General features: G+C 44.4%; 12 protein-coding genes. 2 read left to right on the forward strand and 10 right to left on the reverse strand.

The annotated features are described in order from the left end of the window. The first annotated feature begins 80 nt into the window (after nucleotides 1-80). On the forward strand, nucleotides 81-701 hold the full coding sequence (locus Q0890_RS06075) for a thiol:disulfide interchange protein DsbA/DsbL (protein WP_299218608.1): 621 nt from the start codon (nucleotides 81-83) through the stop codon (nucleotides 699-701). Nucleotides 702-889: 188 nt separating this feature from the next. Here Q0890_RS06075 and Q0890_RS06080 read toward each other — a convergent pair whose 3' ends face one another. The 10 genes from Q0890_RS06080 to mazG form a co-directional block, all read right to left on the reverse strand. After that, a complete protein-coding gene (locus tag Q0890_RS06080; RefSeq protein ID WP_299218610.1) occupies nucleotides 890-2,539 on the reverse strand; it encodes a S8 family peptidase in 1,650 nt (549 codons plus the stop codon). A 44-nt stretch (nucleotides 2,540-2,583) separates the two neighbouring features. Then, nucleotides 2,584-2,856, reverse strand: coding sequence for a hypothetical protein (locus Q0890_RS06085; protein WP_299218612.1), 273 nt, complete (start codon nucleotides 2,854-2,856; stop codon nucleotides 2,584-2,586). A gap of 320 nt (nucleotides 2,857-3,176) precedes the next feature. Then, nucleotides 3,177-3,689 (reverse strand): ribosome biogenesis factor YjgA, encoded by a 513-nt coding sequence (gene yjgA / locus Q0890_RS06090; protein WP_299218614.1) that lies wholly within the window; start codon nucleotides 3,687-3,689, stop codon nucleotides 3,177-3,179. A gap of 119 nt (nucleotides 3,690-3,808) precedes the next feature. Continuing rightward, nucleotides 3,809-4,777, reverse strand: coding sequence for an RNase adapter RapZ (rapZ, locus tag Q0890_RS06095; RefSeq protein WP_299218616.1), 969 nt, complete (start codon nucleotides 4,775-4,777; stop codon nucleotides 3,809-3,811). A 267-nt stretch (nucleotides 4,778-5,044) separates the two neighbouring features. Continuing rightward, on the reverse strand, nucleotides 5,045-5,926 hold the full coding sequence (gene panC, locus Q0890_RS06100; protein ID WP_299218618.1) for a pantoate--beta-alanine ligase: 882 nt from the start codon (nucleotides 5,924-5,926) through the stop codon (nucleotides 5,045-5,047). Nucleotides 5,927-5,984: 58 nt separating this feature from the next. Continuing rightward, nucleotides 5,985-6,785 (reverse strand): 3-methyl-2-oxobutanoate hydroxymethyltransferase, encoded by an 801-nt coding sequence (gene panB, locus Q0890_RS06105; RefSeq protein WP_299218620.1) that lies wholly within the window; start codon nucleotides 6,783-6,785, stop codon nucleotides 5,985-5,987. A gap of 242 nt (nucleotides 6,786-7,027) precedes the next feature. Further along, entirely contained in the window at nucleotides 7,028-7,540 is a 513-nt protein-coding gene (folK, locus tag Q0890_RS06110) for a 2-amino-4-hydroxy-6-hydroxymethyldihydropteridine diphosphokinase (protein WP_299218622.1), read from the reverse strand. A 1-nt stretch (nucleotide 7,541) separates the two neighbouring features. Further along, nucleotides 7,542-9,770: a polynucleotide adenylyltransferase PcnB gene (pcnB, locus tag Q0890_RS06115; RefSeq protein ID WP_299218624.1), complete on the reverse strand. Its 2,229-nt coding sequence runs from the start codon at nucleotides 9,768-9,770 to the stop codon at nucleotides 7,542-7,544. Between the two features lie 166 nt (nucleotides 9,771-9,936). Further along, nucleotides 9,937-10,311, reverse strand: a complete 375-nt coding sequence (locus Q0890_RS06120; protein ID WP_299218626.1) for a ComEA family DNA-binding protein — start codon at nucleotides 10,309-10,311, stop codon at nucleotides 9,937-9,939. Continuing rightward, complete coding sequence (gene mazG, locus Q0890_RS06125) at nucleotides 10,308-11,204, reverse strand: nucleoside triphosphate pyrophosphohydrolase (RefSeq protein WP_299218628.1); 897 nt, start codon at nucleotides 11,202-11,204, stop codon at nucleotides 10,308-10,310. The genes Q0890_RS06120 and mazG overlap by 4 nt, the downstream gene beginning before the upstream one ends. 291 nt (nucleotides 11,205-11,495) lie before the next feature. Between mazG and Q0890_RS06130 the strand changes: the two genes are divergently transcribed. Then, nucleotides 11,496-12,983 (forward strand): phosphomannomutase CpsG, encoded by a 1,488-nt coding sequence (locus tag Q0890_RS06130; protein WP_299218630.1) that lies wholly within the window; start codon nucleotides 11,496-11,498, stop codon nucleotides 12,981-12,983. Nucleotides 12,984-13,006: the final 23 nt, after the last annotated feature.

The following is a 13,006-nucleotide window of genomic DNA, read 5'->3' on the forward strand; positions in this document are numbered from 1 at the left end:
TGATAAGCAGCTTGCGCCTCGCGCTTTCTCAGCAAACATCGTCATTAAAAATTCAAACATTTATTCCCAAAGGAAGACGTATGAAACGTGTCATCACATTGACTGGTCTGGCTATTGCCATTGGAATCGCCAATATGGGCGCACAAGCAGCCGATTATGTCGCAGGAAAGGACTACCGTGTCCTAGATAACCCAGAGAAAATCAGCGGTGATGCTATTATCGTACGCGAATTTTTTTGGTATGGTTGCCCTCATTGTAACGTCCTTAATCCGCATATGGAAAAATGGGCTAAGACCAAAGACAAGGACGTGGCTTTCTTTAAGACGCCAGCTGCGCTAAACCCAGTTTGGGAAGCCAGTGCGCGCGGTTTTTATGCCGCTCAGCTATTGGGTTATGAAGACAAAACCCACGACGCTTTGTTTGACGCTGTCCACAAAGACGGCAAGCAGCTGTTTGATCAAGCTTCACTAAGCAAATGGTACGCTACAAAAGGCGTTGATCAAAAGAAGTTTAATAGCTTATATAACTCATTTGCAGTAGGTACCAAAATCGGCCGCTCACAAGCGGGTGCTAAGCGCTATCAACTCTCTGGTGTACCAGCAGTAGTTGTACAAGGCAAATATGTGGTAACGGGTGAAGGTGCGACCGTTCCTAAAGTAGTCGATTATTTGGTAGATAAAGTTCGCGCTGAAAAAAAATAGTTTAGTGAGCACCAATTACTATTGACAATAAAAAAGCCAATCCTTAACGATTGGCTTTTTTATGTTTAGTTGTTTTGTTTTAAAGAAGTCAGTTTACGAAAAAAGAGCTTATTGATGGATAAGCTTGTAACGTTACAAGCTCTAGAAAATTAGACTGCGTGTCGAGCAAGCTCTTATCAGGTGTCAGTCTATTTTTCCACGTTTGTATCGAACGCTTTACGATCTTTTTCTTTGAATGCTTTGAATTCCTCAAATGCTCTGAATTGTTTGAATGCTTCAAACCTTTCAAACGCTTTGAATGCTTCAAACTCTTGGAACGCTTTAATAGACTCTTCTTCTTTGCTTTTTCCAATTTCTATCATCGTTTGAGTGCTCTCAAAGGCATATTGGTATAATGCTTTTATATCGGGTCTATTGCCGATACGCTGTGTACGTGGACGTTCAGGTGCATCAGTTTGTTCAGCGCCTGTCGCACGTAAGCACTGGCGTATTTGGGTAGGCGTTAGGATTGCACTACCGCGAGCACGTGCCATACCTTGCAATGAGGCCACGGCTCCAACCACAATAGGTGATGCAGACGATGTGCCTGAAAAAGTATCTGTGTACCAAACGTCCTCGTCTAAACCGCTTTGTAGATCACCATAGCCACACGTCGTCACTTCACGACCCCAGCCTTGTGCATCGATCAATGCACCGTAGTTTGAAAAACCCAATCTTGATCTATCTGGTCCATGATCGCGTCCATGAGTACCAGGCGGCGGTGCTCCTGCGCCAACAAAAATAGCGCCAGAATCTCGATTCGATCGGCGAAAAGAATTACGCCAACTACTTGGAAAATTGTTTGGTCGCACCTCATAAATATCATCATCCAGATTTTCAGCACCATTGCCAGCCGCTTCGACCACGATGATGCCACGACGAGTTGCCGCTAAAATAGCAGCGTAGTCATCCTCCCACCACTCAATGGCAATATATCCTTTTTGATCTTCTCGAGCTTGAAAGTCATAGCGTGGCCCTGGACGATGAAGCTCTAGCAACAACACGTCACCGCTTCGTAAGCGCGCTGTTGCACTGCGGATTGCAGCTGCCGATCCCATACTACCAAAGATTGACACTGCTGATGCCATGGCCTGATCACTGATGCCAGATACCCCAAATCGATTGTGATCACCAGAATATATGCCTAACACCGCCGTACCGTGATTGCGCCAGCCAAGATCTGGTGATTGAGTGCCACCAACTACGCCGCCTTGGAGTTGGCGTAAGTCTTCGTGAGTGAAGCGCCATGCTCCTTCAATATCAATGATGCGAACATTCTGTCCTCGGCCACCTTCACGTGCGTGCGCCCATTGGGCATTCACCCCTACAGGGCTAGGATCTAAATAAAGTTGGTGCGACACAAAGTCTGGGGTCACAAGAGCAGGCACTTCATCCTGTATGGCGGCATCTTGATCATCTAGCATCACAGGAGGTTCAGCACCAGGTTTTACATAAGAGGCTTCAACTCGGCTCAAACTGGCCATTGCCTCAGCAGCTTCTTGCGCCCTTTCTTGATCCACTTCCAGCTTATAAAATCGACACAGATTCGGCATCGGTATATCTGCCACGCCTTCAGCAGACTCGGCCATCATCTGTTGCTCAACTCTCTCCTCTGTACTGCCAAACATAGGAACCATATTAGCTTGATATGTATCTAATACTTTTTTTATATCAGATACTGGTTCTGCTGTGGTGGTCTCAAGACGCCCATCGGAGGCACGCAGTCCCACATCAGGCTGCATAATAACAATCGTCTCACGTGGGGATGCAAGCGCTTTTTTTCCTGAACTATTTGTCATAATTATCACTCCTATTAAGACAAAAATTGCTTAGCAAGAACTACTTAAGGAGGAACGTCAGTTGGCTTTTTATAGCAGGTATCAACGAACGTTAGCTCTAAAAGCTCGACAATCAATGTATTTACCTGCTCCTTATCAGGAACCAGCAAAGCTGCATACCGTAACGCTTCTGCATCAGTGTCTATAGGAGGCTGTACGGTTACGTTGTGATCAGCGGCCCATTCTTTTAGCATCACAAAGGCATGATACATTGGCTCATCAAAAGATGGATCCGGTACTGGATTCAAAATCACAGTTACTATTATAGGTTCAGCCAATGATAATACTCCTACCTGATGTATAAGTAACGATTAGTAAAAGAATCGATATTAACGTAACTGTACTTATCCAAAAAATAAATACACCTTAATATCATATAGATAGCATAGAAAACACCAGAAGGCGAGATATGACTTGTAAACAACTCATTAACCTACAATAAATATGTTTTGAGCAACGCCGATAATAGTTCTTCAAAATTGCCCGACATAAAACGTACGGTTTAATATTTTTCCTTCGTAAAAGTCATTTTATATAAACGATACATAGCAAAAAGCCGACTAAACTTAGTCGGCTTTTATATTCTATGATTAGATATTTAATATTTTAGCTGCGTTAAAATCGCAACTTCTCGGATATAACTGGCCAGATCTTGCTCTGATTCTACTAGTAGCTCATCATCTTGCATATGTTTGGCGTATTCAATCCAAAGCAGTAGTTGATATAAGCTGTTGCGCTCTGAGGCTTTGTACTGTTTTACAAACTGCTTGAGCGTACCTTCGTCGTTAATATTAAGCCTACCCCGCCAGCTTTCAATTTTAGCAATCTGCTCATTAGGAAAAAAAGCATCAAACAATGCTTTTACCAGTTCATGGCGATTTTCTTCGCTAATGAGTTTACCAACACGTTTGGTCTGGCGATTGCGGGCATTTGCACTGGTAATATCTGCCAATGCCATCAATTCAGCCATAAAATAGTCACTGGCTGGTAGGTTTTTGAGTTGCTTTTTCGATAAGCTAGCAAGCGGTATTGATAATTCTTGCAAGCGTTCATGAGCTTTTTTAAGTTCAGTACGCGAGACGCGCATGTCCTGTTCTGACCAGTCAATCATACAAGCTTTCCAAAATAATAAATAAAAATGAGAGATGGCTGGCAACCATTTGCACCAGCGAAATTTTTATACTACATCATATATATTGTCTATCTACTAATAAAACAGCGGCGATAAAGCTACCAACGGCGCTTTTCACGATGCTTGGCTGCCACTACCAAACCTTGAGGTAGACTCTTTGCAAGATAACGTTGCAGCTTATCGGTGATAAAAACAGAACGATGCTTGCCGCCCGTACAGCCAATAGCAACTGTCACCGTATGACGATTATTATGTAGGAAATCTGGCAACCAACGATCTAAAAATTTTGCAATATCGTCAGTCATCTCGGCGACTTCTGGATAATCAGCGAAGAACTTATCAACCTCTGGATCAAGACCAGTTGCGGTACGCAGCTCAGGGTTCCAATGCGGGTTTGGTAAAATTCTCACATCAAATATAAAATCGGCATCGATAGGACTGCCATATTTAAAGCCAAAAGACAGCAGATTGATCACAATCTTATTGTCTGCCCCAATATGATCTCGCAGACGCTCTTTTAACTGATGAATGTTTAATTTACTCGTATCAATCTTTATATCAGCATAGCTGGCAATAGGCTCTAGTAACTCTTCTTCTTTTTTGATAGCAGCGGGCAGATTGTATGTCGGATAAGTAGAGCTTTCATACTCTTGTGCCATTAGAGGATGTACGCGGCGAGTGGCGTTAAAGCGTGCCACCAAAATAGTGTCCTGCGCGGTCACATAGATTACTTTGACCGTCTGTTCGCCATAGGTTTGCTTAAGCATCTTATGAATAGAGGCAAAATTGCTTAAATCTGCGCGTGGAGTGCGGATATCGACACCAAGGGCAATACGGCGAATACTGCTTTCACCAACTAATTTATCGACGGCACTTGGTACCAAAGACAGGGGTAAATTGTCGATAGAATAATAGCCCAAATCTTCTAAAATATTCAATACCGAGGTCTTACCCGACCCTGAACGACCTGACACCACCAGTATACTGACGCTGTCATCTTGCGACTTGTCTGTTAGTACTGGTCCTGACGTTACTTTGTTGTCTTGATTTGTCCCTATTGCTTCCATGATCCCACCATCCTAGTTTGTTCAATCACTGATGCATACGTTGTATAGTCGATACCAGATAAAATCGATACGTTGTAACATGATGCGCAGCTGGTATAAATTCTTCTTGCTTGCTGTGTCTACGCTGACAGAGGCTGCAAAAAATTTATACCAGTCTCGCTGTGTCATTTTTATAGCGAATTGACCATATTTTATCGTCTACTTTGTCTACGAGCATGTTAAGCGCTTTCTGCCTTTTTGGTATTACCACACGTTGTGAACCCATCATTAAAACTGCTTGTTAATAGTGACAAACTCGTTATCTAATAGACGGGCTCTTCCCAACCAAGCAGCAACTAAAATAATAAACCGTTTTTCAACTATATTGGAGCCTTCAGCAGTAGTTATTGAGCCTAGCTGATCCGTTTTTATCTCTAGATAATCAATCGTAAATCCAGCATCAGTAAGGTACCTGCGCGTCTCTGCCAATGATGCTTGCATCCTTTGTTGACTTAGCTTGCCAGTTGCTAGCTGCTGAGCCAAACGTTGGAGCGCTTGATGTAGTACCGGTGCGATTTGACGCTCAGCGTTAGTTAAATACTGGTTACGCGAGGACAACGCCAAACCATCATCAGCACGGACAATGGGCGCGCCTATGATTTCGATCGGATAACTTAAGTCACGTACCAATTGCTTAATAATTGCCAACTGTTGATAGTCTTTTTGTCCAAATACTGCCAAATCGGGTTGGATAATATTAAACAGTTTAGATACCACAATCCCAACACCATCGAAGTGACCAGGACGCGACTGACCACACAGTTGATTGGCAATAGCACCCGCAAGCACACAGGTCGGAGGCGGCAATACGGGATACATCTCATCAATACTCGGCGCAAAGATATAATCAGCATCGACTGATGTCAGCTTGGCAACGTCACTATCAAGTGTGCGTGGATAACTGTCAAAATCCTCTCCTTCCCCAAACTGAGTAGGATTGACAAAGATACTCACGATTACAATATCAGCGTGCTGTTTAGCAAGCGTTACTAGCTCAAGATGTCCTTTATGCAAATTGCCCATCGTTGGCACTAAAGCAATGCGCTGCTGCCCGCGATGAGTCTGTAAAGCAGTACGCATCGCTGAGATATGATGGTAAATGATTGGCATTATTAAATATTCTTCTTTATAAACATAAAAAGATGAGCGTAAAAAGCTGGAGCACACCTTAACTAAACTGGTGCTGCTCTGCTGGAAAACTGCTTTCGCGTACTGACTGCTGATAAAGCGCAAAAGCGCCTTCAATACTATGCGCCGTATTGCGCTCATCAGTCAAAAAGTCATGCACAAAACGCGGCACGCGGCCATGTGCCATACCTAGCATGTCATGCATGACCAATACTTGACCGTCTGTATCTGCACCTGCACCGATTCCGATCACCGGCACTGCAACCGCGTGGGTGACTGCTTTTGCAAGCTCAGCGGGCACACATTCTAATACTAGCAGTGCTGCACCTGCAGCGACGACCGCTTTGGCATCAGACAACAGTTTATCGGCTGCTGCATCACCGCGACCTTGGATTTTGTAGCCACCAAAAACATTGACTGATTGCGGGGTCAAACCAAGATGGACACAAGTGGGCGTACCTGCTTGCGCTAATGTGGTGACCAACTCACAAAGCTCATCGCCACCTTCAATCTTAATCACATGTGCCCCTGCTTGCATAAGTCTGCGACTATTGGCTACTGCGTCTGGCAGCGTCACATAGCTCATAAACGGCAAGTCAGCCAATATTAGGGCGCTGTCGTTACTCCGCGCGACATTAGCCGTATGATATACCATATCGTCAACGGTAACTGGCAGTGTTGAGTCGCGACCTTGGACGACCATGCCCAAACTGTCCCCTATCAAGATAGTATCAATCTGCGCCTTGTCCATCATGCGTGCAAACATTGAGTCATAACACGTCAGACACGTGAACTTGGTACCGTCTTTTTTAAACTTATTTAACGTAGATAACGTCGTCATATGACCCTCGATTAATCTGCAATGCTTTTAACTTATTAGTAATTGTTATTCTGCTTGTGATCAAAAAACTTAGCAATTGCTTGATATATAGTCATCCTAAACAAAAAAAGCACAAAAATTGTGATGCGCTATTGGGATAAATTTTGCGCAGCCTCTGTCTGCGTAGGCACAGCAAGCAAGGAAAAATTATCCCAATAGCGCTATGTTTACTTTATGGTTGATTCAATTCAATAATAAATTAACTATAGTAGCTTTAAATCTGTCCAATCTTTACTTTGTGGATAAGCATCTATCGACTTGCTGGCAACTACTAGCTCTGGAGCTAGCTCTCGTAGCGGTATTAAGACAAAATTACGTTCAAGCAGTCCAGCATGCGGTATGGTTAATTGCGGCTCTGCAATTTGCGCTTCACCATATAACAAAATATCGACATCAAGGCTACGCTCACCCCAACGTCGTATGCGTGCACGCTTAGCTTGCTCTTCTAACTGCTGGCAAAATGCAAGCAACTCAAAAGGGGTCAACATCGTCTCAAAACCCGCCACCGCATTAACAAAGTCTGGCTGATCTTGCGGTCCCATCGGCGCTGAGACATAAAACGAAGAAACCCGAACGTCGTGTATTTGTTGATGCGCGCGCATAAGTGCAAGCGCATGCTGTAAATGCTCTATAGGCGAACCTAGCTCATTAGCCAGATTGCTACCTAAGCCTACATAGGCCGCCACCCATTTGTCACTGTCCCCATCGTTATTCATATTAGACATTATCAACACTAGGCCGACGACGACGCTTTGATGGTACAGGACCTTTATTATCAATTACTTTACCAGAATCAACCTTGCTGTTAGCAGTTTGACTGTTTTTAGCAGAATTTGTTTCTGTGGTTTTAGCTGGTTTTCTCGCTTTCGCAGGCATAGTCGCTTTATTAGTACTGGCCTTGCTCTTTGGCGTCGCTTCGTTATGCTCTACCGTTTTCTCAGCTTTAGTAGTAACCTTACTGTTAGACTGCTCTGCTGGTTTCGGTACTTTTTTTGCGTACTTAGGGGCAGGTTTTGATACAGGCTCATTATTAGCGCTGTTAGCAACGCTAGGCGCACGGCGGCGACGCTTATGCGGTATCGGCTCGTTATTCATACTGACGAGCGCAGGCGATCTTGCTATCGTTTGAGTGGCCTTTTCTTTAGAGGTAGAAGGTGATGGTTTGTCTTCTAAGTGCTCTGACTGATGCGCTTCTTTATTGACCAATACATTCTTGGTGACGGTCTTTTTTTGCTCAGGCTGTTGATGATGCTTAGCCTTATCGCCATTTGACTTAGGCTTATCACTATCTAATAGCTGTTTTTGTAATGGCGGCACGACGCTTTGGTGTTCAATGACGAACAACGGCGCAGGTTGGGCGTTTTGCTGCTTATCCGAGGTTTGCTTATTACTATTAGCCAAAGACAGTTTTTGTAACTGAGCAAGCTCATCAGTCGCTTGTTTTACTGGCTGCATAACATCAGTCTTACCTTTATGGCTATCAGACTGCTTAGCCGTGGTCTGACTGGCAGCGCGGCGGCGACGTGCTGGAATAGTTGATGAAACATTTATCATTGTCTGGTCACTATTACGGTCTTCGGCACTGCTACTGGCTTTACCATTAGTCTTGCTATCCGACACGCTTTTTTGATTAGACGTCCATTTGTCAGCGGTATCTGCTGCTGACTTTTGACGATTGCGCCCGCGACCACGGTGAGATTTTTTGTAAGCACCGCGGCGAATACTTTCATCAAAGTCATCGATCGCTTGCTGCTGCTGACGCTCAGATAGAGTCTGATAAGTCTGCCACCAGTCGCCCATACCATTGGTCGACTCTGATAATGGATGTTCAGCATCCCCGCACTGCTCACGCAATAACAAAAAGTCAAAACCAGCACGAAAGCGTGGATGTTCAGAAAGCTGAACGATTTGCTTGTTACGCGGAGCAGCAAGCTTTGGCTGCAATATCCAAATATCACGGATAAATTGCTCAGCAAACTTTGGAATCGCAGTCTTGATACGTTGGCGATCAATAACCTTACCAGCCGCATACATCTGTGCTTCTGCAAAAGGCATGTTACGCTTTTTGGCTTTTTCTAGCTGATGTAAGTAGTTTTCCCACAATAGAGCTGCATAGAAGAATGCGGGATTGATGCTTTTGCCCGCTGCAATGCGTTTATCCGTATTGATGGCGACTTGTTTGACTAAAGCGCTTGGCTCAGATGGCGGATAGATAACCAAGCTGTCAATCGCACCCGACTCAAACAATAGCGGCAACAATGGTACTAAGTAGCCGCCAGTAAACATCTTCTGGGTTTCATCATAAAGGCGATGCGGAGATATTTGATCGAGCAGCGCCCAATTATCGTCATGAAACTGCTCGGACAGCTCTTTGTCAAATTCAAAACCCAATTTGGCTTTAAAACGCAGCGCCCGTAACAATCTTACCGGATCTTCTTCAATACGAACGGGTGCATGACCTAATAGGCGAATGATTTTATTATCAATGTCTTCCAGCGCCCCGCAAAAATCATGAACCACACCTTTGAGCGGCTGATAATAAAGTGCATTAATAGAAAAATCACGACGAGAGAAGTCTTTTTTGATATCGCCCCAGACATTGTCACGCAAGATCATACCATCTTGATTGGTATTGGCGTCACTTGTTGGCGGCCCGCGAAAAGTAGCCACTTCAATCAACTCGCGCCCGGAGTACACATGCGCCAACTGAAAGCGGCGACCGATAATGCGACAACGCTTACCAAAGACGTCTTTGATCTCATGCGGTTTGGCATCGGTGACCGCATCAAAGTCTTTTGGGCGCAGGCCTAGCAAGGTATCGCGCACGCCGCCACCGACGATATAAGCATCGAACCCAGCTCGGGTCAATGTCGCGATCACTTCAGTAATGGAATTGGGTAATTCAGATTTGTTTAGCTCTAATTGCTTGGCGGCACGCTCGGCCATGCATCTACTCCTCGCCGGTATTCTTTAACCACCCCTGACCAACACAGTGTTTATCAGGCGGATGTATTCACTAGTTTAACAAATTTTGCACGTGCTGGGTGCGTTATGACATTTAGTTACGTGCAATTTTGTCAATACTGGGGTTAATTAATGCCAAATAACCCTATTAATCTTGTACGCTTAGCCGTCCTCTATTTTTCTCAACCGTTTTTGCGCCGATACCTTTGACCTTTGCTAGCTCATCAACGCTTTTAAAATCGCCAAACATGTCACGATATAAAATAATCGCCTGGGCTTTACTGCTACCGATACCGTTTAGTGAAACCAGCTCTCCCTCGGAGGCAAGATTGATATTCACTGTCGCTTGCTCACGCGCTTGGGTTTTAGCATTTTCCTGCGCCAACAGGTACTTATAAGCGCTTTGTGGATTGTCAAAACAGGGCGCTGCATTTGCACTACTGGCTATTATAATAACCAAAGTAAAGCCCAAAGTAGCGATCATTAATAAACGAACGAACGGGGCTTTATGATAAGTACTCATAACGATCTTTCATGTCGTTTCGCCGCGTCCCATAGAGCGTCCATCTCTGTAATATCGCTGTCCTCGACAAGCTTGCCAGCAGCAGCCAGTTGTTCTTCAATATAACCAAAACGCGACTTAAATTTGTGTACACAAGTCAACGTTGCGGTCTCAGCGTCAAGGTTAAGTTTGCGCGCGACGTTGACTAGGGCAAACATGCAATCGCCCAGCTCTTTTTCAATATCACTAATATTGGCTTCAATTTCAAATTTAGACTTCTCTGTTAGCTCAGCCTTCAATTCACTAATCTCTTCTTCAAGTTTTTCAAAAGCGCCTGCTACGCCTTCCCAATCAAAGCCTAACTTTGACGCCTGCTTTTGTACCTCTTGCGCTTGCATCAAAGCACTACCCGCTTTAACATTATCCAAACGACGTTTTAGTTTGCCACGTGCCTCGCGTGCTTGCTGCTCCTCCAATTTAATCTCATCCCAGCGTTCCTTAACCGCTGCCTCGTCTGTTAGGGTTTCGGCTTCAAATACGTGCGGATGACGGCGAATTAGCTTTTCTTGGAGAGTGGTAATGACATCGCCCATCTCAAAACGACCTTGCTCTGCGTACATCTGACAATGAAAGACAACTTGTAGCAGCACATCGCCAAGCTCACCTTTGATATCTTCATCATCATCGCTTTGTACCGCCTCGCCTAGCTCATAGGCTTCTTCAATGGCATAGGGAATGAGGCTATGATTGCTTTGTTTTTTATCCCACGGACAGTCAGCGCGTAGCCGCGCCATCAGTGCTAACAAGTCATCAAGTTGCCCACTCGCTTCTGGAGTGCCTTGCACAGGTTTGGGAGGCAGAACTTGAAGATTCTTATCTAAACTGTCTTGGGGTTTTATGTCTTGATGGCTCATAACAGATACTCTTATCTTTTTATTATTGCTTATATTTACTACTCATTATCTAATGGCTTAACCCATTAAATTTGTTAGCGTAGGCTGGGTTTTTAACCCAGATTTGAGATTTTGCAACATTACAATGCTGGGTTAAAACCCCAGCCTACAACTTTTATTTATTGTTGAATAGAATGACGTTAATTTTATAACGATTTTGTCATTAGTGTAGCATTGAATGCAGATTCGCTTATAATTGTGCCATCTCGTTTATCATCTTATTACTGCTTTAGCATAAGGAATCTTGTCATTATGTCTACTTCTGCGACCCCGAGCTACCAGCCAGCGACCGAATTTAACCCTATTACCATCAGCTCATTTAAAGCTTATGATATTCGTGGTGAGCTTGGGGTCAACCTAGATGAAGCTATCGCTTATCGTATTGGGCGCGCCTTTGCACAGATTTTATATCAGCGTTATAACGCAGCAACCGATCAGCAAGATAGCGATTTGACGGACTTACAACCTGCTATCGTTATTGGTAGTGATATTCGCCACTCAAGCGAGCAGTTAAAACAGGCGACCCTCAAGGGCATCATTGACGCAGGTGTCGATGTCATTGACTTGGGTATGACGGGGACAGAAGAGGTATATTTTGCCACCAGTTACTATCAGGCATTAGGCGGTATCGAAGTCACAGCCAGCCACAACCCTATTAATTATAATGGTCTAAAACTGGTAAAAGAGCATTCAAAACCCATCAGTGCAGATGAGGGTCTGGCAGAGATTCAAGCATTGGCAGAATCAGGGCAGTTTAACAATAGTAACCAATTAGGAAAACTGCAATTATTAGCTGATAAAAGCGCCTATATTGATCATGTTATCAGCTTTATCGATATCGACAAGCTCAAACCGCTCAAACTGGTTATCAACTCTGGTAATGGCAGTGCAGGCCCTGTCGTTGATTTATTGATTGAGAAGCTTGCACAAGCGGGCGCACCCATTGAAGTAATTAAACTGCATCATACGCCAGACGGCAGCTTCCCTAACGGCATTCCCAATCCTATGATTGAAGCCAATAGAGTGGCAACCAAACAGGCCGTATTAGAAAACAACGCTGACCTTGGCGTTGCTTTTGATGGCGATTTTGATCGCTGTTTTTTATTCGATGAGAATGGCGAGTTTATTGATGGTAGCTACGTCGTTGGCATGCTCGCGCAGGCCTTTTTAAATAAATATCCAAATGAATCCATCGTCTATGATCCCCGGGTAATATATAACACTGAAGCAGTCATCGAAGCACACAACGGCAAGGCGGTCATCAGTAAGTCTGGGCATTCATTTATCAAGCAAGTCATGCGCGAGTCAGGCGCCGTCTATGGTGGTGAGATGTCCGCCCATCACTATTTTCGCGACTTTTTCTATTGTGACAGCGGTATGATTCCGTGGCTTTTGACCATTGAGCTGTTATCCATTACGGGTAAGACGCTGTCTGTGTTGGTCACAGGCTATATTCACGCGTATCCTAGCTCAGGAGAGCTTAATTTTCGTCTCACCACAAGTGATGCGCCGACCATCATTCGTGCTATCGAAGATAAGTTTAGCGCTGAGAACCCAAGCAAATCGATGCTTGATGGCTTAAGTCTCGACTTTGGTGATTGGCGACTGAATCTACGCGCCTCCAACACCGAACCGCTCGTTAGGCTTAATATCGAAACCCGTGGTGATAAATCGTTGTTAGCTGATAAGGTACGAGAAATAAAAGTATGGTTGAGCGAGCAAGGCGCGGTGTTGGCTTAAAACTTTGTCCAAACAAAATCTTA

It is taken from the genome of uncultured Psychrobacter sp. (assembly GCF_947488565.1).
Lineage (GTDB): Bacteria > Pseudomonadota > Gammaproteobacteria > Pseudomonadales > Moraxellaceae > Psychrobacter > Psychrobacter saeujeotis.